General features: G+C 70.6%; 26 protein-coding genes. 12 read left to right on the top strand and 14 right to left on the bottom strand.

The window, feature by feature from the left end; all coding sequences use genetic code 11:
• The first annotated feature begins 110 nt into the window (after positions 1–110).
• The 4 genes from A9O67_RS10545 to A9O67_RS10530 are packed head-to-tail and all read left to right on the top strand — an operon-like array spanning position 111 to position 5,118.
• Positions 111–1,532: a form I ribulose bisphosphate carboxylase large subunit gene (locus A9O67_RS10545; RefSeq protein ID WP_068610116.1), complete on the top strand. Its 1,422-nt coding sequence runs from the start codon at positions 111–113 to the stop codon at positions 1,530–1,532.
• A gap of 43 nt (positions 1,533–1,575) precedes the next feature.
• Complete coding sequence (locus A9O67_RS10540) at positions 1,576–1,932, top strand: ribulose bisphosphate carboxylase small subunit (RefSeq protein ID WP_068610114.1); 357 nt, start codon at positions 1,576–1,578, stop codon at positions 1,930–1,932.
• Positions 1,933–1,944: 12 nt separating this feature from the next.
• Positions 1,945–2,751, top strand: coding sequence for a CbbQ/NirQ/NorQ/GpvN family protein (locus A9O67_RS10535; protein ID WP_068610112.1), 807 nt, complete (start codon positions 1,945–1,947; stop codon positions 2,749–2,751).
• Positions 2,752–2,757: 6 nt separating this feature from the next.
• Complete coding sequence (locus A9O67_RS10530; protein ID WP_068610110.1) at positions 2,758–5,118, top strand: nitric oxide reductase activation protein NorD; 2,361 nt, start codon at positions 2,758–2,760, stop codon at positions 5,116–5,118.
• Positions 5,119–5,129: 11 nt separating this feature from the next.
• Here the strand turns inward: A9O67_RS10530 and A9O67_RS10525 are convergent, their stop codons facing one another.
• Positions 5,130–6,191, bottom strand: a complete 1,062-nt coding sequence (locus A9O67_RS10525) for a histone deacetylase family protein (protein WP_068610108.1) — start codon at positions 6,189–6,191, stop codon at positions 5,130–5,132.
• 91 nt (positions 6,192–6,282) lie between these two features.
• On the opposite strand from A9O67_RS10525, the gene A9O67_RS10520 reads away from it, so the two are divergent.
• The 4 genes from A9O67_RS10520 to A9O67_RS10505 are packed head-to-tail and all read left to right on the top strand — an operon-like array spanning position 6,283 to position 9,062.
• Positions 6,283–6,672: a hypothetical protein gene (locus tag A9O67_RS10520; RefSeq protein ID WP_068610107.1), complete on the top strand. Its 390-nt coding sequence runs from the start codon at positions 6,283–6,285 to the stop codon at positions 6,670–6,672.
• Complete coding sequence (locus A9O67_RS10515; protein WP_068610104.1) at positions 6,672–7,280, top strand: hypothetical protein; 609 nt, start codon at positions 6,672–6,674, stop codon at positions 7,278–7,280. Before A9O67_RS10520 ends, A9O67_RS10515 begins: the two co-directional genes overlap by 1 nt.
• Positions 7,281–7,290: 10 nt before the next feature.
• The gene (locus A9O67_RS10510) at positions 7,291–8,229 is read left to right on the top strand and encodes a hypothetical protein (protein WP_197484477.1); all 939 of its coding nucleotides are present in this window, start codon (positions 7,291–7,293) and stop codon (positions 8,227–8,229) included.
• Positions 8,230–8,267: 38 nt separating this feature from the next.
• Positions 8,268–9,062, top strand: coding sequence for a TIGR00266 family protein (locus tag A9O67_RS10505; protein ID WP_068610100.1), 795 nt, complete (start codon positions 8,268–8,270; stop codon positions 9,060–9,062).
• A 17-nt stretch (positions 9,063–9,079) separates the two neighbouring features.
• On the opposite strand, the gene A9O67_RS10500 is transcribed toward A9O67_RS10505, so the two are convergent.
• The 11 genes from A9O67_RS10500 to A9O67_RS10455 form a co-directional block, all read right to left on the bottom strand.
• Positions 9,080–10,633 carry a cryptochrome/photolyase family protein gene (locus A9O67_RS10500; RefSeq protein ID WP_068610098.1) on the bottom strand — a complete coding sequence of 518 codons (1,554 nt, stop codon included), beginning with the start codon at positions 10,631–10,633 and terminating at the stop codon, positions 9,080–9,082.
• Positions 10,630–10,815 carry a DUF2256 domain-containing protein gene (locus A9O67_RS13215; protein WP_082955525.1) on the bottom strand — a complete coding sequence of 62 codons (186 nt, stop codon included), beginning with the start codon at positions 10,813–10,815 and terminating at the stop codon, positions 10,630–10,632. The genes A9O67_RS10500 and A9O67_RS13215 overlap by 4 nt, the downstream gene beginning before the upstream one ends.
• A 2-nt stretch (positions 10,816–10,817) precedes the next feature.
• Entirely contained in the window at positions 10,818–12,479 is a 1,662-nt protein-coding gene (locus A9O67_RS10495) for a cryptochrome/deoxyribodipyrimidine photo-lyase family protein (RefSeq protein ID WP_068610096.1), read from the bottom strand.
• A gap of 17 nt (positions 12,480–12,496) precedes the next feature.
• Positions 12,497–12,973, bottom strand: a complete 477-nt coding sequence (locus A9O67_RS10490) for a nuclear transport factor 2 family protein (protein WP_068610094.1) — start codon at positions 12,971–12,973, stop codon at positions 12,497–12,499.
• 3 nt (positions 12,974–12,976) lie between these two features.
• A complete protein-coding gene (locus A9O67_RS10485; RefSeq protein WP_068610092.1) occupies positions 12,977–13,747 on the bottom strand; it encodes an SDR family NAD(P)-dependent oxidoreductase in 771 nt (256 codons plus the stop codon).
• On the bottom strand, positions 13,744–14,337 hold the full coding sequence (locus A9O67_RS10480) for a DUF3833 domain-containing protein (RefSeq protein WP_082955524.1): 594 nt from the start codon (positions 14,335–14,337) through the stop codon (positions 13,744–13,746). Before A9O67_RS10480 ends, A9O67_RS10485 begins: the two co-directional genes overlap by 4 nt.
• 24 nt (positions 14,338–14,361) lie before the next feature.
• Complete coding sequence (locus tag A9O67_RS10475) at positions 14,362–15,669, bottom strand: MFS transporter (protein ID WP_068610089.1); 1,308 nt, start codon at positions 15,667–15,669, stop codon at positions 14,362–14,364.
• Positions 15,666–16,154 (bottom strand): chalcone isomerase family protein, encoded by a 489-nt coding sequence (locus A9O67_RS10470; protein ID WP_068610087.1) that lies wholly within the window; start codon positions 16,152–16,154, stop codon positions 15,666–15,668. The genes A9O67_RS10475 and A9O67_RS10470 overlap by 4 nt, the downstream gene beginning before the upstream one ends.
• A gap of 118 nt (positions 16,155–16,272) precedes the next feature.
• On the bottom strand, positions 16,273–17,517 hold the full coding sequence (locus A9O67_RS10465) for an SAM-dependent methyltransferase (RefSeq protein ID WP_068610085.1): 1,245 nt from the start codon (positions 17,515–17,517) through the stop codon (positions 16,273–16,275).
• Between the two features lie 5 nt (positions 17,518–17,522).
• Positions 17,523–18,380: a DUF1365 domain-containing protein gene (locus A9O67_RS10460; RefSeq protein ID WP_068610623.1), complete on the bottom strand. Its 858-nt coding sequence runs from the start codon at positions 18,378–18,380 to the stop codon at positions 17,523–17,525.
• A 24-nt stretch (positions 18,381–18,404) separates the two neighbouring features.
• Entirely contained in the window at positions 18,405–19,709 is a 1,305-nt protein-coding gene (locus A9O67_RS10455) for an NAD(P)/FAD-dependent oxidoreductase (protein WP_068610083.1), read from the bottom strand.
• Between the two features lie 100 nt (positions 19,710–19,809).
• Between A9O67_RS10455 and A9O67_RS10450 the strand changes: the two genes are divergently transcribed.
• On the top strand, positions 19,810–20,811 hold the full coding sequence (locus tag A9O67_RS10450) for a MerR family transcriptional regulator (protein ID WP_068610081.1): 1,002 nt from the start codon (positions 19,810–19,812) through the stop codon (positions 20,809–20,811).
• 58 nt (positions 20,812–20,869) lie between these two features.
• On the opposite strand, the gene A9O67_RS10445 is transcribed toward A9O67_RS10450, so the two are convergent.
• Complete coding sequence (locus A9O67_RS10445; RefSeq protein ID WP_197484476.1) at positions 20,870–21,358, bottom strand: Lrp/AsnC family transcriptional regulator; 489 nt, start codon at positions 21,356–21,358, stop codon at positions 20,870–20,872.
• A gap of 71 nt (positions 21,359–21,429) precedes the next feature.
• Between A9O67_RS10445 and A9O67_RS10440 the strand changes: the two genes are divergently transcribed.
• Positions 21,430–22,407 carry an EamA family transporter gene (locus A9O67_RS10440; protein WP_068610080.1) on the top strand — a complete coding sequence of 326 codons (978 nt, stop codon included), beginning with the start codon at positions 21,430–21,432 and terminating at the stop codon, positions 22,405–22,407.
• Here the strand turns inward: A9O67_RS10440 and A9O67_RS10435 are convergent.
• Positions 22,371–23,312, bottom strand: a complete 942-nt coding sequence (locus tag A9O67_RS10435) for a LysR substrate-binding domain-containing protein (protein ID WP_068610078.1) — start codon at positions 23,310–23,312, stop codon at positions 22,371–22,373. The two genes, A9O67_RS10440 and A9O67_RS10435, sit on opposite strands and share 37 nt — an antisense overlap.
• A gap of 130 nt (positions 23,313–23,442) precedes the next feature.
• On the opposite strand from A9O67_RS10435, the gene A9O67_RS10430 reads away from it, so the two are divergent.
• Complete coding sequence (locus A9O67_RS10430; RefSeq protein WP_068610076.1) at positions 23,443–24,177, top strand: HAD-IA family hydrolase; 735 nt, start codon at positions 23,443–23,445, stop codon at positions 24,175–24,177.
• A gap of 63 nt (positions 24,178–24,240) precedes the next feature.
• Positions 24,241–25,323 carry a class 1 fructose-bisphosphatase gene (locus tag A9O67_RS10425; protein WP_068610074.1) on the top strand — a complete coding sequence of 361 codons (1,083 nt, stop codon included), beginning with the start codon at positions 24,241–24,243 and terminating at the stop codon, positions 25,321–25,323.
• Positions 25,324–25,328: the final 5 nt, after the last annotated feature.

Raw genomic sequence — 25,328 nt, 5'->3', positions numbered from 1 at the left:
ATAAAACAATATCGTTTTGATATTTTACTTTTCATCAACGAATTGGGCGTCCAGAATCCGTTCCAGCCCCGCATCGCGGGACGACCGAACCACCAGCCCGAGGAGTCAGCATGGCCGCGAAAACCTACAACGCCGGCGTCAAGGAGTACCGCAGCACCTACTGGGAGCCGCACTACACGGTCAAGGACACGGATATCCTGGCCTGTTTCAAGATCACGCCCCAGCCCGGGGTGGACCGCGAGGAGGCCGCCGCCGCCGTCGCGGCCGAATCGTCCACCGGCACCTGGACCACGGTGTGGACCGACCTGCTGACCGACCTGGACTACTACAAGGGCCGCGCCTACCGCATCGAGGACGTGCCCGGCGACGATACCTGCTTCTACGCCTTCGTGGCCTATCCGATCGACCTGTTCGAAGAAGCGTCGGTGGTCAACGTGTTCACCTCGCTGGTCGGCAATGTGTTCGGCTTCAAGGCGATCCGCGCGCTGCGGCTGGAGGATGTGCGCTTTCCCATCGCCTACGTCAAGACCTGCGGCGGGCCGCCGCACGGCATCCAGGTCGAGCGCGACATCATGAACAAATACGGCCGGCCGCTGCTGGGCTGCACCATCAAGCCCAAGCTGGGCCTGTCGGCCAAAAACTACGGCCGCGCCGTCTACGAGTGCCTGCGCGGCGGGCTGGACTTCACCAAGGACGACGAAAACGTCAACAGCCAGCCGTTCATGCGCTGGCGCCAGCGGTTCGAGTTCGTGGCCGAGGCGATCCACAAGGCCGAGCGCGAGACCGGCGAGCGCAAGGGGCACTACCTGAACGTGACCGCCCCGACGCCGGAGGAGATGTACGAGCGCGCCGAGTTCGCCAAGTCGCTGGGCATGCCGATCATCATGCACGATTTCCTGACCAGCGGCTTTTGCGCCAACACCGGATTGGCCAACTGGTGCCGCCGCAACGGGGTGCTGCTGCACATCCACCGCGCCATGCACGCGGTGATCGACCGCAATCCGCACCACGGCATCCATTTCCGCGTGCTGGCCAAGGCGTTGCGCCTGTCCGGCGGCGACCACCTGCACTCGGGCACCGTGGTCGGCAAGCTCGAGGGCGATCGCGCCTCCACCCTGGGGTGGATCGACATCATGCGCGAGCGCTTCATCCGGGAGGACCGCAGCCGCGGCATCTTCTTCGATCAGGACTTCGGCTCCATGCCGGGGGTGATGCCGGTGGCCTCGGGGGGCATCCACGTGTGGCACATGCCGGCGCTGGTGTCCATCTTTGGCGACGACTCGGTGCTGCAGTTTGGCGGCGGCACGCTGGGGCACCCCTGGGGCAACGCGGCCGGCGCCTGTGCCAACCGGGTGGCGCTGGAGGCCTGCGTCAAGGCCCGCAACGAGGGCATCGCCGTCGAGAAGGAAGGCAAGGCCGTGCTCACCGAGGCCGCGCGCCATTCGCCGGAGTTGCGCATCGCGATGGAGACCTGGAAGGAAATCCGCTTCGAGTTCGACACCGTGGACAAGCTCGACGTCGCCCACAAGTGACCCCACCGTTCGACCGTCCCCCCACCCAGCGAAAGGAAACGCCATGTCCGACGTGATGGATTACCACTCCCGGCTCTCCGACCCGGCCAGCCGCAAGTTCGAGACCTTCTCGTACCTGCCCCCGATGAGCGCGGAGGAGATCCGCAAACAGGTGGCCTACATCGTCAGCCGGGGCTGGAACCCGGCCATCGAGCACACCGAGCCCCAGTACATGATGGACTCGTACTGGTACATGTGGAAGCTGCCGATGTTTGGCGAGACCGATATCGACCGCATCCTGGCCGAGGCCGAGGCCTGCCACCGCGCCAACCCCGACCACCATGTGCGCCTGATCGGCTACGACAACTTCAAGCAGTCGCAGGGCGCCTCGATGGTCATCTACCGCGGCAAGACCGTGTGAGGGTGCCGAGCCATGGCCGATGACGTTCTGGCTGGCTACCGCGTCACGCGCCAGCCGTACTACCGACCCGTGGCCGACGAGGTGGCCCTGTTCGAGGCGGCGTACTCGGTGCGCATGCCCATGATGCTCAAGGGCCCGACCGGCTGTGGCAAAACCCGCTTCGTCGAGTACATGGCCTGGAAGCTGTCGCGGCCGCTGATCACCGTGGCCTGCCACGAGGACATGACGGCCTCGGACCTGGTGGGCCGCTTTCTGCTCGAGGCGAGCGGCACCCGCTGGCAGGACGGGCCGCTGGCCCTGGCCGCGCGGCACGGGGCCATCTGCTACCTGGACGAGGTGGTGGAGGCGCGCCAGGACACCACGGTCGTCATCCACCCGCTGACCGACAACCGCCGCGTGCTGCCGCTGGAAAAGAAAGGCGAGCTGGTGCGGGCCCATCCGGATTTCCAGATCGTCATCTCGTACAACCCGGGCTACCAAAGCCTGATGAAGGACCTGAAGCAATCGACCAAGCAGCGCTTCGGGGCGCTGGACTTTGGCTACCCGGAGCATGCGGTGGAGGCGGAGATCGTCGCCCACGAGACAGGGGTGAGCGCCGAGGTGGCCGACAAGCTGGTGGCGATTGCCGAGCGCGCGCGCAACCTCAAGGGCCACGGCCTGGACGAAGGCCTGTCCACGCGCATGTTGATCCATGCGGGCAGCCTGATCGCCCAGGGCGTGTCGCCCCTGGCGGCGTGTGGCGTGGCGCTGGTGCGCCCCATCACGGACGACCCGGACATGCGCGACGCGCTCGACGCGGCCGTGGCGACCTTTTTTTGAGCGGCCATGGGCGCCCCCTTGCACGATCTGGGCGAGCAGGCCGCGGCACTGCCGTCGGGGCTACGCCAGCGGATCGAGCAGCGCTGGACCGAAGCCACCAAGGTCTTTTCGGCACACGGGCTGGACCGCTATGTGGGGGGCGCGGTGGCGCTGCAGGGCCTGGGGCGCGGCGACGCCGTGGTCGAGGCCTGGATCGACGCCGCGCCGCAGGTGGCGCGGGAGGTGGGCGAGGACGCCGTGGCCGAGCTGGCCAGCGCCGCACTGCGGCTGGCATCCAAAACCTCGGGCGCGGTGATCGAGCGGGTGTTGTCGACCGCACCCACGGCGGCGCGCCGGCTGGCCGATGCGGCGCTGTTTTTGCAGTACCTGCAGTTTCTGGGCACGCTCGCGGCGCAGGCGCCGCGCGGTTTGCGGCCCATGCTGGGCCGGCTCGACACGCTATTGGGGCAGTTCAGCCTGGGGGGCTTGCGCCGCTGGGCGCATTGGGGCGTGCAGGCGCACCGCACCCAGCCGGAGGAGCTGACCGCGTACTTCGATCTGCAGTCCCGCGAATCCCTGGCGATGCTGCAACAGGAGCGCAAGGGCACCCTGTTGGTGGACGTGCAGCGGCGCATCCAGATGTACCTGCGGGCGCTGTGGGGGCGCGATTTTTATCTGCGGCCCACGGCGGCCGATTTCGAGCAGCGCGAAGGCGCTCGCCCCTTCATCGAGGACGGCATCATCCACCTGCCCGATGCCTACGACGCGGTCGAGGGGCCCGCCGGCACGGTGGCCGCGGCGGAGCTGTACCGCGCGGCCGCTGCGCACGCCGCCGCGCATCTGGTGTTCACCCGCCAGTCCAGCTCGGCCGAGGGGCTGACGCCGTGGCAAATGGCCCTGATCGGCGTGGTGGAGGATGCGCGCGTCGAAGCCCTGGCCCTGGCGCGCTTTCCCGGTCTGCGGCCGCTGTGGGCGCGGCTGCACACCGTGACGCCCAACGGCCGAGCCGAGACCGCGAGGGATTGGTTGGACCGACTGGCGCGCGCGCTGATCGACCCCGGCCATGCAGACGACCACCCCTGGATTGCGCTGGGGCGCACGCTGTGGGCCGACGCGCAGCCGCGCATCCTGGCCCAGCCGTACGACAACACCGTGTCGTGGAATATCGGCGTGGCGCTGGCGCACCACTACCGCGCGCTGGCCCAGGGGCCCGAGTTCCGCCCGCGGGCGGACGAGTCGGCCGTCGTGTACCGCGACGACAACCGCTACTTCTGGGCCTTTGTGGGGTGGGACGCCGAGCACGCCGCCGCCATGGCCCAAGGCGCCCCGCGACAGGTGCGCAAGCATGTGTCGGTGATGGAGTTCGTCAACGAGCTGGACGTGGAGACCGCGGGCGATGACGCGCAGGAGGTCTGGGTGCTGGGCACGGAGCTCTTCCCCTACGAAGACCTGGGCGTGTCCTACAACGAGAGCGAAGGCCGCGAGCCCGTGCTGCCGCCCGTGCACTACGGCGAGTGGGACCACCAGATTCAGCTCGAACGCCCGGCCTGGGTGACGCTGCAGGAGCGCCGGGCGCCGTCCGGGGATCCGGCCGTGATCGACGGCATTCTGCTCGAATACCGGCGCCTGATCGCACGCATGAAGCGGATCCTGGAGGCGCTCCAGCCGCAGGGCGTGCAGCGCATCCGCCCCCTGGAGGACGGCGACGACATCGATCTGGATGCGGCCCTGTCGTCGCTGACCGACCTGCGGCTGGGGTGCATGCCCGATCCCCGGATCATGATGCGCCACGTGCGCAAGACGCGCGACCTGGCCGTGCTGGTGTTGCTGGACCTGTCCCAGTCCACCAACGACCGGGTGGCGGGGCAGACCCACACGGTGCTGGAGCTCACGCGCGCGGCCTGCGCCTTGCTGGCCGACGCCATCCAGAAGGTGGGCGATCCCTTTGCCATCCACGGCTTTTGCTCCGACGGCCGGCACGATGTGCACTACTGGCGCTTCAAAGACTTCGATCAGCCCTACGACGATCTGGCCAAGGCGCGTCTGGCCGGCATGCAGGGCCAGCTGTCCACCCGCATGGGCGCGGCGATCCGGCACGCCACGGCGGCCCTGGCCCGCCGGCCCCAGCGCCGACGGCTGCTGCTGGTGGTGACCGACGGCGAGCCCGCCGACGTGGATGTGCGCGATCCCTCGTACCTGCGACAGGACGCGCGCAAAGCCGTCGAGGCGGCGGCGCGCCAGGGGGTGCTGACCTTTTGCCTCAGCCTGGACCCGCGCGCCGACGACTATGTGAGCCGCATTTTCGGGGGGCGGCACTACCGCGTGATCGATCGGGTCGAGCGCCTGCCGGAGACGCTGCCGATGCTTTATGCCGCGCTGACGCGCTGATGGGGTGCGGCTCAGGCCGCCTGCCAAAAGCCCTCGAGCAGGTTGACGGCGTTGATGCCTACCTCGGCCACCGCGTAGCCGCCTTCAAAGGTAAAGACCGTCGGCAAGCCCAGCTCGGCCAGCAGGCGCCCGACGGTCGTGTAATCGGCGCTGCGCAGCAAAAAGCCGGAGATCGGATCGCCCTCGAACGTGTCCATGCCCATGGGTACCACCAGAGCGTCGGCGCGAAAGTCCGCCACGGCGCGAACGGCGCGCTCCAGCGCCGCGCGCCACGCGGGAAAGCCGGTGCCGCGCGGCAGCGGCAGGTTGAGGTTGAAGCCCTCGCCGGGGCCGGCGCCCCGCTCGTCGGCATGTCCCAGGAAGAACGGGTATTCGGTCTGGGGGTCGCCGTGCAGCGACACGGTGAGCACGTCGGCGCGCTCGTAAAACAGGGTTTGCGTGCCATTGCCGTGGTGGTAGTCGATGTCCAGCACGGCCACGCGCGCCCGGCCCGCATCCCGCAGCGCCTGCGCGGCGATGGCGGCGTTGTTGAGGAAGCAGTACCCGCCAAAAAAGTCGGGGCCGGCGTGGTGGCCGGGCGGGCGTGTCAGCGCAAAAGCGGCGCGCTGTCCGTCCTGCACGGCGCGGGCGGCCGCCAGCGCGCAGGCCGCGCCGCTGCGGGCGGCGGTCCAGGTCCCCGCCATCAACGGCGTGCCGGCGTCGAAGGCGTACAGGCCCAGCCGCGCGGCAAAGTTGGCCGGCGGGCGGTCGCGCCGAAAGGCATGGGGGTTGCCCAGCGGCCACACCGAGGGCAGGGCGTCGCGCTGGGCATTGCTCGGGTCCAGGGCCACCCACTCGTCCCAGGCATGGGCCAGAAAAGCGACGTAGCGCGGGTCGTGCACGCGGGCGATCGCGGCATCCAGCGCCGCATCGTCGATCACCGGCTCGTGCAGGCTGCCCAGCGCCCGGCGCTGCAGCTCCGCGCGCACATGGTCCAGCCGCGCGGGCACCTCGTGACACGCAACGAGGCGCCCGCGAAACATCTCGTGCCGGCCCTGATGCAGGGCGTGGTGGGGGTTGTGGAAGGTTTTCATCGAGGCGGTGGGGGCAGGCGCTGGCGCGCGTTTCGGGCCAAAGTGTCTCAGAATCCGTCATGGCAAACCTCGTGACGAAAGGGGCCGAGACATGGACGCGAGGCGTGGGGAAAAGCTGGGCTGGTCGCTGGGCTGGGCCGGCGGCTTTGCCTGGGTGGCAGCGCTTGCCTTGGTGTTTGCGATCCAGGCCAAATGGGCGGTTGCGCTGGGCGGCCTGGTGATCGTGCTGCTGGCGGCGCTGGCGGTGGTGCGCGGCGCGCCCTGGCGCCATCCGCAAACCCGGTATTGGCGGCTGATGATGGCTCCCTTGCTGCTGGAGCTGCTGGCCGTGTTCTGGGCGTGGCATGGCTTGGCTGGCGATCGTCCATCTGGCGATGCCTTGACACCTTGGATGTTGGTCTGGATGCTGCCGCTGGTGTTGCCGATGTTCACCTTCGGTTCGCGCCGCTGGGCCGATGGCGATACGCGGGAGTCGCCGTGATGAAACACTTTGGCCCCGCATGGCTTGCGCTGCTGCTGGCGGCGGGCTTGGCGCATGCAGAGCCGCCGATAGGATTGGCCGACTTCGTGCTGCGCGCGGCGCGCCCGGCCAGCGACCTGAAACCGCTGGCCGCGCAGTCGGCCTGCGTGCGCGACTATCTGGCCACGCTGCCGGCCACCTCGCCCTTGTGGCACGATCCGTCCGCCGCCGGCCCCGAGCGGGCGCTGCCGGCGCGCCGCGCGCAGCTCGCCGCACAGATCGAATGGCTGCTCGGTGCGCAGGTGCATGCGCTGGCCCAGGCCTTCGCCGCGGCGTTTCCGTTGCACATCGAATGGGAAGGGAAGGCCGAGGCGCCGCTCACGGAGGCGCGCTACGTGCAGGCGTGGCTGGCCGAGCGGCCCGATAGCGCCCTGGCGCCTTTCCTGCACCTGCTGCAAGCCCATCGTCTGATCGCCGCGCTAGCAGCGCCGGACCTCGATCCGGCCTTGCGCCCCGATCTGCAGCGTCAGGCCCGCGATGCCCGCCAGCGGGCGCTCGAGGCCTGTCCCCAGCTTGGCGCTCGCCAGGCGCTTTGCCGGTGTATGGCTGATGAACTACAGACTCCTTGAACGCCTTGTCATGGGGTGGAGCGTCCGCGCCGTGTTGAGCCTTTTGACCTTGCTCGCCGGCTGGCTGGCGCCGTTGCCGGCGGCGGCCTGCTCCTGCAGCAACGAAGGTGATTTTTTGCAGCAGGCGGCCCGTTCCCCGTTGATCGTGCGTGCGCGGGTCGTGCGTCATGAGCCCGCGCGTGCGCAGATGGTCGTGCAAGTGCTCGAGCTGTGGCACGGTGGTTTGTTGGACAGCGGGCTGGTGGTGGGCATGGGGGATGGGGCGAACTGCCGGCCGCCGCTGGCGGATTTCCCGGTCGGCAGCGAATGGGTGCTGGCGCTCGACGGGCCGGGTGCCAAATCGGGCCAAGGCCACGCCTTGTCGCATTGCGGTGAGCACGCCGTGCGCATCGTTGACGGTCGCGCCCTATCGACCAGCCATCCGGGCGGCTGGCCGCTCGATGAGCTGCGCGAACGTGTGAGCGCTCCCCGCTATGCATTGCGTTGGCGTGCGACGCTGCAGGCCGGCGAGCGCTGGCAGCAGCGCCTGCCCGACGGCTTGGACGTGGTGCTGGAGCCGCGTCCCTGGGGCTGGGAGATCATGGTGGCCGATCCGCGCCGGCCCGAGGCCGACAACCTGGCGCGGCTGACCCCGCCGCTGCATTTTCAGCCCAACCCGCGCGAGATCGAAGGCTGGCACTTCATGAAGAATCCGCGACGCTGCAAGAGTCGCCCCTATCAGGCCGAGGCCGGGCCGGAAAATCCGCGACAGTTCATCTTTTCGCCGGCGGTGGCCGACATGCGCGAGCCGCCCTCCACCGAGCGCATCGCCAGTTATGGCCGCGGTCGGTTGCAGATCGAATCGGTGCGTCTGGGGCGGCCGGATCGGGACGGTTGCCCGCCGATCGAGCAACTGCGGTTTTCGCTGACGGTCGAAGGGGGCTTGGCCCCCGGCCAGTCGGCACCTTGAGTCAATCATTTTTGATTTTCGATGAAAGGACGACAACCATGGCCATGGACGTGATCGACTACCGCCTGTACGGCGACGACATGCAGCTGGTGGAACTGGAGCTGGACCCCGGCGAGGCGGCGATCGGCGAGGCGGGCAGCCTGATGTACATGGAAGACGGCATCCAGATGGAGACCGTGTTTGGCGATGGCAGCGCGGCGCAGGGCGGGCTGTTCGGCAAGCTGCTCGGCGCGGGCAAGCGGCTCATCACGGGCGAGTCGTTGTTCACGACCGTGTACGTCAACAAGGGCAGCGGCAAGCGCAGCGTCGCATTCGCCGCGCCCTACACCGGCAAGATCATCCCCTTCGACCTCCAGCAGCACGGCGGCACGATCATTTGCCAGAAGGATGCTTTTTTGTGCGCCGCGCGCGGTGTGTCGCTGGGCATTGCCTTCCAGCGCCGGCTGGGCACGGGCTTTTTCGGCGGCGAGGGCTTCATCATGCAAAAGCTCGACGGGGATGGGCTGGCCTTCTGCCATTCCGGCGGCACGGTGCTCCAGCGCACGCTGGCCGCGGGCGAGCTGTTGCGGGTCGATACCGGCTGCGTGGTGGCCTACACCCGCGGCGTGGATTTCGACATCGAGTTCGTCGGCGGCATCAAGACCGCGCTGTTCGGCGGCGAGGGTTTGTTCTTCGCGGTGCTGCGCGGGCCGGGCACCGTCTGGCTGCAGTCGCTGCCGTTTGCGCGGTTGGCGTCGCGGGTGTTTGCCGCCGCGCCGGCCAGCCGGGGCGGTGGCGGCAGTGGGGGCGAGGAGGGCGGCCCGCTGGGCACGCTGTTTGGCGGGCGGGACTGACGGCGGACCCGCCACGATCACAGCCGGTCGATCCGCTCCAGGGTCGTCGCCGCCTGGGCCCGCAGGGCCTGCAGGTCGGCGGGGGCCATGCGATCCAGTTGCCGCACGATCACGGCCATGCGCGGCTGGGCGGCCAGCCGCTCGCGGTGGCGCGCCAGAAAGTCCCAGTACAGCGCGTTGAAGGGGCAGGCCCGCTCGCCCACGCGCTGTTTGGGGTCGTAGGCGCAGCCGTTGCAGTGGTCGCCCATGCGGTGCAGGTAGGCGGCGCTGCTGACGTAGGGTTTGGTGGCCATCAGCCCGCCGTCGGCCCATTGGCTCATGCCCAGGGTGTTGGGGGCTTCCACCCATTCGAAGGCGTCGATGTAGACGCCCAGGTACCAGCGGTGTACCTCCTGCGGAGCGCAGCCAGCCAGCAGGGCGAAGTTGCCCGTGACCATCAGGCGCTGGATGTGGTGCGCGTAGGCACCGTCCAGCGTCTGGCGCAGGGCCACGCGCAGGCAGGCCATGCCGGTGTCGCCGCTCCAGTACCAGGCGGGCAGCGCGCGGGCGTGCCCCAGCGCGTTGCGGCGGGTGTAGTCCGGCATGTGGGCCCAGTAGACGCCGCGCACATACTCGCGCCAGCCCAGGATCTGGCGCACGAAACCTTCGACCGCGGGCAGCGGTGCGTGCCCGTCGCGCCAGGCGGCTTCGGCGCGCGCGACCACCTCCTGCGGCCGCAGCATCTTGACGTTGAGGGCAAAGGACAGCAGCGAGTGGAACAGGCGCGTGTGCCGGGACGACAGCGCGTCCTGAAAGCGCCCAAAGTGCGGCAGGGCGTGGGTGATGAACGCGTCCAGTTGCGTCAGGGCCTCGGCCCGGTCGACGGGCCAGCGCAGGGCGTCGGCCTGCGGATCGCCCACGGTGCGCACGCCCGCCGCCACCAGCGAGTGCCACAGCGCGCGGTGGTCGTGGCTGGGGCGCGTGTCCGGTGGGGGTGGCGGGTCGCCGCGCCAGGGCTGGCGGTTGTCGGCATCGAAGTTCCAGCGTCCGCCGGCGGGCTGGTCACCGTCCATCAACACCCGGTGCCGGCGGCGTTGTTGGCGATAAAAGTGCTCCATGACCCATTGCCGGTGGCCGGCCAGCGCGCGCGCCACCCCGTCGCGCGGGGTGTAGAAGTGCGCGCTGTCGGCGGCGCGCACCGGCACGGGCGCCTGCGCGGCCCAGGCACGCAGCTGCGCGTCCAGCCGCCATTCGTCGGGCCACTGGTACTCTACGGCCACGGCGCGGTAGTGCGCGATGAGTGCGTCCAGATTGGCGGTGAGCCGTTGGCGATTGCTCGGGTCGTCGATGGTCACATACCGGACGCGGTGCCCCGCCCCGCGCAGGTGCCGGCCGAAGGTGCGCATCGCGGCGAAGATCGCCAGCACTTTCTGGGCGTGGTGCAGGACGTAGTCCGTCTCCTGCCGCATTTCCATCAACACATACACCACGTCCGCCCGCCGCTGGGCCAACCAGGGGTGCAGCGGATCGAGCTGGTCACCCAGGATCAGGCGCAGCGTCGGCCCAGTCGCTGTGTCGGGGGCGGCGGTCATCGGCGCGGGGGTGCGGGCGTGGCGGGCGGCGCGCCGGGGCCGTCGGTGTGGGCGCGCTGGCGGCGGCACCGCTCGGAGCAGTAGCGCACCTGGTCCCAGTCGCGCGCCCATTTGCGGCGCCACGCGAAGGGTAAGCCACAGACGGCGCAGAGTTTGGTGGGCAAGCGGGGTTTGCGGTGCATGGTTACCAGAGGCTCAGTTGGGCGGCTGGCGGAGGGCCGCGGCGGCGGGGGGCGGGTTCGCGCCCGTGCTCGTCGCGGCCGGCGGGCATGCCGCGCCGCGAGCCGTGGCGCTGCACCACGGCGCTGGCCTGGGCGCGCACGGCCGGCTGCGCGCGCCGCTCGTGCAGCCGCGCCTTGGCGCGGCGCAGGGCGTGCTCCAGATCCACCAGCGGCGTCGGAATGTCCACCCCCACGGTCACGCCGCAGCGCCGCTGCAGGTCGGGGGGCATGCGCCAGGGCTCGAACAGCCAGGCGTCCGGCACGCGCCGCAGCGCCGGCAGCCAGCGCCGCACGAACAGGCCTTGCGGATCGTGGTCCAGGGCCTGCTTGATGGGGTTGTAGACCCGCGTCGCATTGATGCCCGTCGTGCCCGACTGCATTTGCATCTGCGGCCAGTGGATGCCCGGCTCGTAGTCCAGGAAGAGCCGGGCCAGCCAGTGACCGATTCCGCGCCAGTGCAGCCACAAGGGGTAGGCTGCGACCGAGACCAGCATCGCCCGCATGCGGAAGTTGAGCCAGCCCGTGTCGTGCAGCCCGGCGATGCAGGCATCCACCAGCGGCCAGCCGGTGCGGCCTTGCCGCAGCGCGTCGAAGTGCGCGGGGTTCCAGTCGTCCTCGCGCAGGCCGTCGTAGCCCCGGTGCAGGTTGTGCCATTCCAGGGTCGGTTCGCTCTCCAGTTTCTGGATGAAGTGGCAGTGCCAGTACAGCCGGCTTTCGAAGGCGCGCAGACCCGCGGCAAGGCGGCGTTCCAGGGCGGCCCCGGTGGCGGGCCCCATCGCCGCGGCCTCCGCGCGCCGGGCGCGCGTGGCCTGGACCACCTCGCGCAGGCCCAGCACGCCATAGGCCAGATAGGGCGACAGCCGCGAGCAGGCCTGCGGCGCGGACAGTGGCGACGAGATGCCGCCCCGGTAGCGCGCCGCCCGGTCGTCCAGGAAATCGGTCAGGGTCGCTTCGCCCGCGCGGCGTCCGCCGCGTTGGCGGTGCGGGGGCTCCCACGGGTCCAGCCCCAGCGCGGGGGCGTCGGGCCACGGGACGGGCGCCCAACGACCCGCCTGCCAGTGCCACGCGACGGGGGCCTCGCCGTGCCCGAACTCCGCCACCGTGTCGTCGGCGTCAGCCCAGCGGGCGAAGGTCAGCCGCGGCGGCGGCCAGGGCACCGCCGGCTCGGCCATCAGCCGCTCGCGGTGGGCCAGCCAACGGTCGCGCTGGCGCAGGCCGCGGATGACGGCGAACTGCCGCGCCTCGTGCACCGCGATGCCGTGGCTGCGCGCCCAGCGCCGCACGGCCTCGTCGCGCGCGTAGGTGTGGGCATTGCCGGTTTCCTCGTGCGCGTGCAGGGCGCCGATGCCGATGTGCCGGTGTAGGGCCTCCAAGACCGGTACGGCCTCGCCCACCGCCACATGCAGCCGTGCGTGTGGCAGGCCGGTTGCGCGCAGCGCGGCGTCCAGCTCGATCAGGCTCTCGCGGATGAAGCCCCAATGCTGGGCCGCGCTGTCGGGCTGCTGCCACAGGCTGGGCTCGACGATGTAGAGGGGCAGCACCGGGCCGGCGCGCGCCGCCGCCGCCAGCGGGGCGTGGTCGTGTACGCGCAGGTCGCGTTTGAACCAGACGATCTGTACCGCCATGGGGCCGAATGCCGATCTCAGTGCGGTGCGCCGGCCCGTCGGCGCAGCCAGCGCATCAGCGCGCCGAGCACGGGCAGTTGTTCGTACAGCTCCTGCGCCGCGTCCCAGTAGTCGCGGTGCTCGTGCACGCGCCCGTCCGGCGCGAAGCGCAGGTGGGTGCTGCCGCGGATGCAGCGCTCGCCCGACTCGCCGCGGAAGCGAAAGACAAAGTCCCAGGTGAGAAACCCCTGCCGCGCGTCCCCCAGGCGGTCGCGCACGACGAACCGGGGTGCGTCGAGCCGGCGGTACATGTGCTCGAAGACCGCGCGGATGGCGGGCACGCCCCGCACCTCGTGAAACGGGTCCTTGAACCAGGCGTCTTCGCTGTACACGCGGTCCAACCCCGACAGCGAGGCCGGTGTGAGCGTCTGAAAAAAGTGCTCGACGCGCGCGAGCGGCTCGGCTGCGGTGCCGTGCGCCGACGCGGTCGCGGGGGAATGGGGGGCGGTGTCCATGGGTCAAAGGCCGGTGGCGCGGTGGACGAGGGCGAAATACCAGCGATCGGGCAGACAGCGCAGGGCGCGCAGCCAGACCGTGAAGCGCCGGGGAAAGTGGATCTCGAAAGCCCCGCGTGCCCAGCCGCGCAGGATGGCGTCGGCGGCCTGCTCGGGCGTGATGAGGGCGGGCATGCGAAATGTGTTTTGCGCCGTCAGCGGCGTGGCCACGAAGCCGGGGCTGATCAGGCTGACGCCGATGCCGCGCGGGCGCAGGTCCAAAAACAGCCCGTCGGCCAGATGGGCCAGCGCGGCCTTTGTGGGCCCGTAGGCCAGGGCCTGCGGCAGGCCCCGGTAGCCGGCCACGCTGCCCACCAGACTGAGGTGGCCGCTGCCCTGCGCCAGCAGGTGTGGCACGCAGGCGCCCACCCAGTGCAGCGCGCCTTCCACGTTGACGCGCTGGTGGCGCAGCAGCTCGTCGGTATCGATGGCGGTGGCCCGCTGCGGCCGGTAGTGCCCGGCGCAGAACAGCACCAGATCGAGCGGCCCACCCGCAAACGCGTTCGCCGCGGCCCGCTCCACCGCCGCCCGGTCGGTCACGTCCAGCGGCAGCGCGTACCGGCCCGGCGCCGCATCGGCGAAAGCCTGCAGGGCGCCCGCCTGCCGCGCGGAGACCAGGACCGTCGCGCCGCGGGCGTGCAGTGCCTCGGCCACGGCCCGGCCGATGCCGGAGGAGGCGCCGACGATCCAGACGCGCCGGCCAGCCCAGTCGCGCAGGGGCGGATTCAGGCTCATGGCGTCAACCGCGTGAAGGCCAGCGTCACCTCGCCCAGCCGGATGCCGAATTTGCGCATCTCGGCCCGGTTGAGCACGATGCGCTCGTCGATGCGGTACATCCAGTCGTCGAACTGCACCTCGTACACCTTGCCATCGACGGGCAGGCGCAGGGTGTAGCGCCAATGGAAGGCATTGCCGCGCACCTGCCCGCTGGCTTCGCCCACCACGTCGTCGGCCGTGCCGCGGTAGTGGCCGTTGCCGTCGTCGATCAGGCGCCAGACGCGCCGCTCGGTCTTGCCGTCGCTGTAGGTAAAGCGCTCATCCAACACGCCCTGGTTGCCTTGCCAGGTGCCGGTCATTTCCACCATGAAGCGCCGCACCACCTGGCCGCTGCGGTCCTGGAACATGCCGTGCGCCACCAAGCGCCCGTCGAAGTAGGTTTTGAGGTCCAGCGCCGGCTGTTCGGCGGCGTAGGACTCGATCTGTTGCGACGCACAGCCGCCGAGCAGCAGGGCGGCGCCGGTGGCCAGCAGCCCAGAGCGCAGGCGCGACCGCAACACGCGCGGTGAGATGCTCGGCGAGAAGCGGGGGGCGGGAAGCGAGCGCATGACGGACTCCGCAAAGAGGGGGTATCAGACCGGGGGTGCGACGGGGGAGGCGGCACCCGCGGCGCTGGGGTCGGGGCGGCGCACCCACCCGCGCCACAGCAGCCACGCAGCCAGCGCCTTGATGGCGCAGGGCAGCACCGCGTAGGCCACGGTCAGGGCTTGCAGTCCGCCCGCGTCGCGCGTGCCCGGGGTGTAGCCCAGCAGCGCCAGCGCCGGCAAGGCCAGCCCGGCCGCCAGGGCCAGGTTGCCTTTGGCGGCCAGGTTCCACCAGCCGAAGTAGGCGCCCTCGTGCCGGCCGCGGTCGCCCGCGTCGGCGATCACGCCGGCCAGCAACGCGGCAGGCAGCGCCAGATCGGCGCCCAGCGCCAGGCCCGACAGCACGCAGACGAGGGCAAACGCCCACCCATCCCCGGGGCCGAGCAGCGCGGCCCAGGCAAAGACGGCGATCGACAGCCCCATCCCGGCCAGCCACGCGCGCGCCAGACCGACCCGGCGCACCGCGCCCAGCCACACGGGCATGCCAGCCGCCGCCGCGACGAAATACCCCGCCAAAAACGCCCCTTGCCATTCGGGGGCCTGCAGCCGGTCCGCCACGAAAAACAGCACCAGCGTGGCTGGCATGGCACTGGCCAGCCCGTTGAGGACGAACACCGCCATCAGGCGCCGAAACGCCGGGCGCCGCCAGGGCAAGCGCCAGTCGTTTCCCCACTGGGCTGTGGTCGGGGGCGGTGGTGCCGGGACCGCCCCCGGGCGCGGGCCGCGGCCCCAGGCCAGCAGGGCGATGGGCAAGGCCAGCCCGAGCACCGCCAGCGTCACCGTCCAGCCGGCCAGCGTGGGCAGCATCGAGGCCACCACCACCCCGGCCAGGGTGCAGCCCTCGCGCCAGGCCGCCACGCGCGCCTGGCGTGCGCCATCACCGCCCAGGCGCGCGCCCCAGCTTTGGTGGGCGATGACCAGCACGCTGTAGGCCAGCGTCGTGACCATGGCCCCCGCCAGCGCCCAGGCCGCCAGATGCCCCTGCACGGCCGCGGGCGGGAACAGCAGCCCCAGCAGACCCAGCCACAGCACCAGCGCCACCGGCCAGGCCCGGCGCAGCACGGCAGACGGCCCGGCGTGGAACACCCCGTCCAGCCAACGGCCCAGCCAGGGATCGGTCAGCGCATCGAAGGCTCGCGCCAGCAGCAGCACGCCGCCCAGGGTGGCCAGCGGCACCCCCAGGCTTGCGTAGTGGTGCGGCAGGTGCACGTACAGCGGCAGCGCCGCAAAAGCCAGCGGCAAACCCGGCAGGCCGTAGCGCCAGCCGTCGCCAATGGACAGCGGCACGGCATTCATGGCGTCGCCATGGGGGCCGAGGGGCCCAGCAGGGCCTGGCGCAACGCCGGCTCGGAGGTGGAGGGCGCCAGCCAGATGCCGAAAAACCGCTCGGCAAAGCGGGCGTCCGCCACGTCGCCAAGGGCACGCCGCTGCCCATCAGCGCCCGTGAACACGAAGCGGGCGCCGGCGCCGGGCTGCCACACGCCGGTGATTCGGTCGCCCGGGCCGACATTGGGAAAGATCCGCTGCATCGCGGCCAGCCAGGCCGCTTCGTCCGCCGCCGGGATCGGGCCGGCGCGGCGCATTTCCTCCAGCGAGCGGCGGGCGATGTCCGCCCCGCGGAAGGCCCGCCGGTAGGTCAGCTCCAGCGCCAGCGGGGTGCGCCCCAGCGCCTCGGCGCGCCAGCCCGGCGGGGCCAGCAGCCGGGCGTCGTAGACCGCGAATCCCAGAAAGCGCAGCGTCCCTTCGCCCACCCGCACCGCACCGGGCAACAGCTCACCCACGGCAGGGGCGGCGGGAGTGGCAGGGCTCGTGCTCGCGGAGCCCTCCGCCGAGATGGGCGTGCTCGCCCAGGCGGGTGTCCCGATCAGACAGGCAAGCACCAGCGCCCAGACGGCCCCGTCACGGTTTGACCAGCGTGTACTGCACGACATCGATGTCCCCGGCGTCGAAGCCGGCCTCGCAATACGCCAGGTAAAAGGACCACAGCCGCACGAAGCGCTCGTCGAAGCCGAGCGCCAGCACCGCCTCGCGGCGCGCCAGAAAATCCCGCCGCCAGCGGCGGCAGGTCTCGGCGTAATCCCGCCCAAAGGCCAGGGTGTCCACCACCTGCAGACCGGCGCGGCGCGCCTGCTCGTGGAAGGCCGCAGGGCTCAACAGACAGCCGCCGGGGAAGATGTACTGCTGGATGAAATCGGTCGAACGCACATAGCGCTCGAACAGCGCGTCCTGGATGACGATGGCCTGGATGCAGGCGCGACCGCCCGGGCGCAGCAGCCGCTGCAGGGCGTCGAAGTAGGTCGGCCAGTACTCGCGCCCCACGGCCTCGATCATTTCCACCGAGACGATGGCGTCGTAGGGGCCGTCAGCCACGTCGCGGTAGTCTTGCAACCGCAGCTCGGCGCGGTCGCCCAGGCCCGCGGCGGCCAGCCGTTGCAGGCCATGCGTCAACTGCTCGGTGGACAGCGTCACGCCGGTCACCCGGGCGCCAAAATCGCGCGCCGCCGTCTCGGCCAGGGTGCCCCAGCCGCAGCCGATTTCCAGCAGGCGCGCACCGGGCGTCGCCCCCGCCATGCGCAGTGCCCGCGCGATCTTGGCGCGCTGCGCGCTGGCCAGGTCGCGCCCCGCGTCGCCCTCGAACCAGGCGGACGAGTAGGTCATCGTCTCGTCCAGCCACAGGCGATAGAAGGCGTTGCCCAGGTCGTAGTGGGCATGGATGTTGCGCCGGCTGCCGCTGCGGGTGTTGCGGCGCAGCAGGTGCCGCAGGCGGTAGAGCAGCCGGCCCGCCCACGACCCGTGGATGACGTCCTCCAGGGCCTGCCGGTTGGCCAGCATCACACGCAAGACGGCCGCCAGATCGGGGGTGGTCCAGTCGCCGGCGATGTAGGTCTCGGCAAAGCCGATGTCGCCGCTGCGCAGGGCTGCGGCGGCGACCGACCAGTTGCGCAGCTCCAGCCGGGCGCGCAGCTCGTGGGCGGCGCCGGTCTGGCCGAACACCAGCGTCTGCCCGCCGGGCACCTGCAGTTCCAGCAGGCCGTGGCGCAACCGCTGCAGCAGCCGCAAGGCCGCTCGGGCGGCGGATGGGGCCCCATCCAACGCGGCCGAAAGCGCCGTGGGGCTGTGGGGGGGGACCGGCGGGGCGACCATGGACGTCACGGCGGGGTTCCTCTCGGTGAAGCGTGCGGCGGGGTGGCGGTTTGCGCGGTGACCCATTCGGTGGGGGCGGGCGGCTTGCGGTAAAAGCCCACGCCCTTGCGCCACAGGGCCCAGGCATGCCAGTGGATGCGGACGATCACGGCGACGCTGTGCCAGCGGTAGCGCCACAGCAACGCGGCCCATCGGTCGGGGGTGGCGCGGCTGAGGTGGCCGCTGACGCTGGTCAGCAGCAGCGGTCCGTCGTCGTCCTCGTGCTCGATGCGCACCACGGTCCGACCCGCCTGCCCATCGACGGGTGCCGTGCGCAGAAACCGGAAGCCGTACCCCCCGCTCACGCGGCAGAACGGCGAGACATGGAACCGTTTGCGCGCTTGCAGCGTTCGGCCCCAGGCCGGCGCATCCAGCAAATAGCAATGCCGCTCGCCGAAGGTGTTGTTGACCTCGGCGACGATGGCGCGCAGGGATCCGTCTGCCCGGTGGCAGTACCAAAAGCTCACCGGCTTGAAGGTGTACCCCAACACCCGCGCATAGGTGTGCAGCCAGACCGGCCCATCGGCATCGGCGATGCCGTGGCGCTCGAGCAGCTCGCGCAGCCAGGCCAGGGCGCCGCCCGCTTCCGGGCCGCGCCCGTCGCCATGGTCGCGGTCATGGAAGCTGATCGGCGCGGCGCGGTTGACGGCCAGCCCGGCTTCGGCCGCCGCCTCGGCCAGCCGGTGCATGGGCAGCAGCAAAAACCAGGTGCGGTGGGCAAAGGCGTGCTCGCGCGGGCGCAACCGCCGGTGGCGCACCCAGCCTTCGCCGATCCAGACGGGGTCGGCGTGTTCGGGGGCGGGGGTCGCCGGTATCGTGGGCATCGGCTCGTCCTCGGGCACACCCGCTCAGGCGGCGGCCCGCTGAGTGAGCAGTCGGGCCTGCAGCGCATCGGCCACGGCCAGCCCGGCCTTCAGACCGTCCTCGTGGAAGCCGTAGCCGGTCCACGCGCCGCAGTACCAGGTGTGCCAATGCCCCTGCAGGCGCGGCACGGCGCGCTGCGCCCCGATCGCGGGGCCGTCGAAGACGGGGTGGTGGTATTCGAACTCGGCCAGTATGCGGTCGGCTGCGATCGGCCGCACGGGGTTGAGCGACTCCACCACGGGCTGGGCGAAGGGCAGGGGCTGCAGCACGTTCAGCCAGTAATGCAAGCAGACCTGCGACGACTCGCGCTGCGCGTCGGGGGCACGCTCGTAGTTCCAGGCCGACCAGACGGCCCGCCGCCGGGGCAGCACCGCAGTGTCGGTGTGCAGCACGGCGCGATTGGGTTGGTAGCGGATGGCGCCCAGCACCGCCCGTTCTTGGGCGCTGGGGTGGGCCAGCAGCGCCAGGGCCTGGTCGCTGTGGGTGGCGATCACCACCTCGTCAAAGCGCTCGGCCCCGGCGTCGGTGAACACGGTGGCGCCGGCCACGTCCCGCTCGATGCGGCGCACCGGCGTGGCGCGCCGGGCGTCCGGGATGCGCGCGACGATGCGCTCCACATACTGCCGCGCCCCCCCGGCCACCGTGTACCACTGCGGCCGGTCGTTGACCTGCAGCAGTCCATGGTTGTGGCAGAAGCGAATCATCGTGGCCACGGGAAAGCGCAGCATCTGGTCGGTCGGACAGCTCCAGATGCAGCCGATCATCGGCAAAAAATACCAGTCGCGAAATGCCGCGCCAAAGCCGTGCGCCTGCAAAAACTCCCCGAGCGGCTGTTGCAGATCGGCGTCGCGCCCCTGTTCGGCCAGCCGGGTGCACAGGCGGTTGAAGCGCAGCAGCTCGGCCAGCATCCCCCAAAACCGGGGACGCACCCAGTTGCGCCGCTGCGCAAACACGGTGGCCAGCGATGCGCCGCCCCATTCGAGGGCCGGGCCGTGCGCGCCGGCCGGCACCTGCACCGAAAACGACATGTCCGATGGCGCCGTCGGCACGCCCAGCTCCGCCAACAGCGCGATCAGATTCGGGTAGGTGCGCTCGTTGAACACCAGAAAGCCCGTGTCCACGCCATGGGTGACCGGGTGGCCCTGCGCATCGGGCAGGGTCACGTCCACCGTGTGCGTGTGCCCGCCGAAGTAGTCGTTGGACTCGAACAGGGTGACATGGGCGTGTGGGCGCAGGCGGTGCGCGACCGCCAGGCCCGAGATGCCCGATCCGACGATGGCGACCTTCATCTGCAACCTCCTGCGCGGGAGCGGATCCGCACGCTATTTTGTCCTAGACAAAACCAATTGTATGCTACGTGGACCCAACGTGCACGCGCAGGTTCCCGTCATGGATGTTGCTTCCCCGTCCCCCTCGTCCTCCACCGGCGCGCCGGCGGCCCTGTGGGCCATCGCCGATGTGGAACGCGAAACGGGCATCGGCAAAGACACCTTGCGCGTGTGGGAGCGCCGCTACGGCTTTCCCGTGCCGCGGCGCGACGAGCGCGGCGACCGGCTCTACGACGCCGATCAGTTGGGCCGGCTGCGCCTGATTCGGCGGTTGCTGGACGCGGGCCACCGCCCCGGTCGGGTGGTGGGCCTGCCGCGCGAGGCTTTGGAGGCCCTCGCGGCGTCGGCGGTGGTGCGGGGGTCGGTTTTGCTGAAGCGCTCGCCCGACGACGGTGGCGCGCCGAGCGGTCCGGCCGTGGACGAGCTGGCGCCCTGGATGGCGTGGCTGCGCCACGACCAGACCCTGCGGCTGCGCGAGGCGTTGCGCGAGTCGGTGCGCACGCGCGGACTCGCCCAGACCGTGGAGGCGGTGGTCGCCCCGCTGTGTGTGGCGGTCGGCCACGCGTGGCTGCGCGGCGAGATCGGGGTGTACCAGGAGCACCTGTTCACCGAGGCGGTGCAAGCCACGCTGCGCGAGGCCATTGCCCGCACCGACGAGGCCAACCCCGCCGGCCCGCGGCCGCCGCGCGTGCTGCTGACCACGGCCCCGGGCGAGCAGCACCAGCTCGGGTTGCTGATGGCGGAGTGCTTTCTGGCCCTGGAGGGCTGCGACCGCCTGCCGCTGGGCGCGTGCACGCCGGTGGCCGAGATCATCGACGCCAGTGCGCGGACGGGGGCCGACGTGGTCGCCCTCAGCTACAGCGACTACGCCAGCCGGCGCGAGGTCATCGACACCGTGGCGCAGTTGCGCGAGGGGCTGGCGGCGACGGTGGAGCTGTGGATCGGCGGGGCCGGGGCGGTCCGCGACCCACGCCGACTGCCGCCGGGCGTCGTCGTGTTGCGCCGGGCGGCCGATGCCGCTGCCCAGGTGCGCCTGTGGCGCCAGCGCCGCGGCCTGGCGTGACGCGGCGATGCCGGCGGCTGCCGGTCGACACCGGGGCAGCGGTTGGCAATGTTAGGGGTCAATTCCCCGTCGCCGGTGGCGCGGCCGGACGGCGCAGCGGCCGGTCCTCGAACTCGGTGTTGAGCACCACGGTGCTCGTGGTGCGCGCCACGCCCGGAATCGCCTTGATCTGGTAGAGCAGGTCTTCCAGCGCCCGGGCGTGCGTGGTGCGGATCTTGGCGACGAAGTCGTACTCCCCCGCCACGCTGTGCAGCTCCAGCACCTCGGGCATCTCGCGCAGACGCGGGGCCACCTCCCGGCAGTGGACGCCGCCGTCGTTGCGGATCGCGACGAAGGCCGTGAAGTGCAGCCCCAGCCGCTGCGGGTCGATGCGCAGCGAAAAACGCTCGATCACCCCGCGCTCGACCATCTTGCGCACCCGTTCGTGCACTGCGGCGGTGGACAGGCCGACCTCGTTGGCCACATCGGCATAAGAACGCCGGCTGTCGGCGCTCAAGGCCGTAAGAATTCCGATATCGATGTCATCGAGCTGAATATTTGCTTGCATGGCGGTCGTTTGTCGGTCAAAATACGGCACGGCCGTCGATGGCCGGAAATTATCCGATCAGGCAACCGATCATGCAAACGTTTTCCAGTCCCGCGGTGGGGCGGTGGCGCCTGCTCGCCGCCCTGTCCATCGTCTACATCGTCTGGGGCACCACCTACTACGCGCTGGGAGTGGCCATGCGCACGCTGCCGCCAGTCCTCATGAACGGGGCGCGCTTCCTCATCGCCGGGGCGGTGATGCTGGCGTTGGCGCAGTGGCGCGGGCAGGCGTGGCCGACCCGGCGCGAATGGGCCGGCTGCGCCCTGATCGGCACGCTGATGGCGTTTGCCGCCATGGCCCTGGTCGTGCTCGCGCAGCATCAGGGGATCGGCTCCGGCCTCATGGCCACGGTGGTCACGACCATGCCCATGTGGCTGGCGTTGTGGACGCGACTGGGCGGCGAGCGCGTGCCGGGCACGAGCTGGGCCGGGCTGGCGCTGGGGGCGGTGGGCGCCGGGCTGCTGGCACTGGAAGGCGACTTTGGCGCCACGCCGCTGGGCGCGCTGTTCGCCTTTGCCGCGCCCCTGTGTTGGAGCATCGGGTCGTATGCCTCGCGCCGCCTGGCGCTGCCAGCCCCGGCGATGGCTTCGGGCGCGCAGTGGCTGATCGGGGGCGCCGTGGGCGTGGCGGTGGCCTGGCTGGCCGAGCCCGGGGCGCGCAGCGTGGACTGGTCGGCGGTGACGCCGGCATCGTGGCTGGCGTGGGGCTACCTGGTGGTGATGGGCACGCTGGTCACCCTCAACTGCTATTTGTGGCTGTTGCACCACACGTCCGTGGCGCTGGCGGGCAGCTACTCGTTCGTCAATCCCCTGGTGGCGCTGGCCATCGGCGTGGGGCTGGGCGGCGAGCGTGTCACGGGCTGGGTGTTCGTGGCCATGCCGCTCATCCTGGGCGGGCTGGCGTTGATCGCCTACGGACCGGCACTGCTGGCCGTGCTGCGCCGTGCCGCGCTCAGCGTCGCGGCAGGGCGGCTTCAGCCTGCGGGCTCCAGCGGCAGCAGCGCGCCGTAGCGCTCGGCCAAAAAGCGTTCACCCTGCTCCAGCACGAAGTACCGAAACGCTTCCGCCGCGGGCGACAGCAGCTTGGCCAGCGTGTGCACCACGTGCCAAGCCCGCACCACGGGCGTGCCCTCGACGTCCAGCCGTGCGATGAGCCCGTGCTGCAGCTCCACGCGCAGGGTGTGCAGGGACAGCAGGCCCAGCCCCAGCCCCGCCATCACCGCCTGCTTGACGGCTTCGTTGCCGGGCAGTTCCATCACGATGCGGGGCTCCAACCGGTGCCGCTCGAAAAAGCTATTGAACACCGCCCGCGTGCCGGAGCCGTGCTCGCGCGCGATGAAGCCATAGGGCAGCAGCGACTGCACCGTCGGATGCCCGATGCGCAGCAGCGGGTGATCGGTGGGGGCGACGAAAACGTGGGGATGGGCGCCAAAAGGCTCGGCCCGCACATTCAACTCGTTGGGGGGGCGGCCCATGATGGCGATGTCGACCTCGGCGTTGTGCAACATCTGCACGAGCTGCTCGCGGTTGCCGATGGCCAGGCGCACGTCCAGCCCGGCGTGTTCGCGGGTGAATTCGGCCAACAGCGCCGGCACGAAGTACTTCGCCGTGCTCAGCAAACCGATGGTGAGCGTGCCGGCCTCCAGCCGCTGCAGGCGCGCAGCGGCGTCCTCGGCGTCTTTGAGCGTCGCCAGCACCTTGCGGGCATAGACCAGCATGTACTCGCCGGCCGTGGTCAACGACACGCGCCGCCCCTGGCGCTCGAACAGCGGCAGCCCGACGTGCCCCTCCAACTCCTTGATCTGCATGGTCACGGCCGGGGGCGTGAGGTGCAGCGACTCCGCTGCCCGGGCAAAGCTCAGGTGCTTGGCCACCTCGGCAAACACGCGGAGCTGGCGGAAGGTGGCGTTGCGCATGATATTAAGTAAAAGCTGAATCGAATAACAAACAATCGTGAATTTACCTTATGTAATCGGATACTTATAGTTGGTGCCAGACACCGGAAGCGCGGCCCGTCGGGGCCCGCCGGCGTCCCGGAGGTTCCCCATGCTGTCTGCGCTCATCTTCGACGTCGACGGCACGCTCGCCGATACCGAGCATGCCCATCTGGCGGCCTTCAACGCGGCCTTCGCGGCCGAGGGGCTGGACTGGCACTGGGACGAGGCGCTCTACACCGAGCTGCTCACCGTCTCCGGCGGCAAGGAGCGCCTGCGCCACTATTGGCAGCAGGTGCACCCGCAGGTGCAGGACATCGACGGCACGGCCCTGCAGGCCCTGATCGACCGGCTGCACGAGGTCAAGACGGCGGTCTATGAACAGGCGGTGCTCGACGGTGCGGTGCAACTGCGCCCTGGGGTGCTCGCCCTCGTCGAAGCGGCCGGCGCCGCCGGGCTGAAGCTGGCGATCGCCACCACGACCTCGCCGGTCAACATCGCGGCCCTGCTGCGCGCGGCGATCGGGCAGGACTGGCGGCAAATCTTCGCGGTGGTGGAGGATGCGTCCACCGCGCCGCGCAAAAAGCCCCACCCGCAGGTCTACCGCCAGACGCTGCAGCGCCTGGGCCTGCCGGCCCAGCGCTGCCTGGCCTTCGAGGACTCGGCCAACGGCCTGCAAGCCGCCAACGCCGCCGGGCTGGCGACCGTGGTCACCCCCAATACCTTCACGGCGCACCACGATTTCGCGGGCGCGCTACGCGTTTTGCCCTCGCTGGCGGGGGTGACGCTGGCCGATCTGCAGTCATGGCACGCCGCTGCGCTGGCCCAGCCGGCCGCGGCGGCCTGAGCGCGCCGAGCGTTCCGTAAGCGTCCCGTCTTCCCGCGCCAACCGATACCCGAGAGTGCCCCCATGCCCCTGTCCCGACGCACCACGCTCACCCAGTTTCTGATCGAGGAGCGACGCCGCCACCCCAGCGCCAGCGGCGACTTCAATGCCCTGGTGTTGGACGTGGCGCTGGCGTGCAAGGCGATCGCGCGCAGCGTTGCCTTCGGCGCGCTGGGCGGCGTGCTCGGCGCGCAGTCCGGCTCGATCAACGTGCAGGGCGAGGAGCAAAAGCCCCTGGACGTGCTCAGCAACGAGATTTTTTGCCGCGCCAACGAATGGGGCGGCCACCTGGCCGCCATGGCGTCGGAGGAGATGGAAGCCCCGCACCAGATCCCGCCCGCCTTTCCCCGGGGCAAGTATCTGCTCGTCTTCGATCCGCTCGACGGCAGCGGCAACATCGATGTCAACGTCTCGGTGGGCAGCATTTTTTCGGTCCTGCGCGCACCGGCCGATGCGGTGGAGAGCGGGCGCGACGCAACGGTGGACGACTTTTTGCAGCCCGGCACCGCCCAGGTCGCGGCCGGTTATGCGATCTACGGCCCATCCACGATGCTGGTTCTGACGGTGGGCACGGGTGTGCATGGCTTCACCCTCGACCCCAGTCTGGGTGAGTTCAAACTCACCCACCCCCATCTGCAGGTGCCGGCGCAGACGCAGGAGTTTGCGATCAACGCCTCCAACAGCCGGTTCTGGGAGGCGCCCGTCAAGCGCTATGTGGACGAGTGTCTGGCCGGCCGCAGTGGTCCGCGCGGGCGCGACTTCAACATGCGCTGGATCGCCTCCCTGGTGGCCGAGGCCCACCGCATCCTGATGCGCGGCGGGGTCTTTCTGTACCCGCGCGACACGCGCGATCCCGCCAAACCGGGCCGCTTGCGCCTGCTCTACGAGGCCAACCCGATCGGCATGATCATCGAGCAGGCTGGCGGGCGGGCCAGCACCGGCCACGGGCCCGTCCTTGCCGTGCAGCCCGACAGCCTGCACCAGCGCATCGGTTTCGTCTTCGGCTCGCGGGAGGAGGTCGAGCGCATCGAGCGCTACCACCGCGACCCCGTGCCCCTGCGCGATGGCAACCCGCTGTTTGCCGAGCGCTCGTTGTTTCGCGATTGATCCCC

It is taken from the genome of Tepidimonas fonticaldi (assembly GCF_001675355.1).
Lineage (GTDB): Bacteria > Pseudomonadota > Gammaproteobacteria > Burkholderiales > Burkholderiaceae_C > Tepidimonas > Tepidimonas fonticaldi.
The sequence above is the reverse complement of the archived record's forward strand: the minus strand, read 5'-3'. Positions and strand labels throughout refer to the sequence as shown.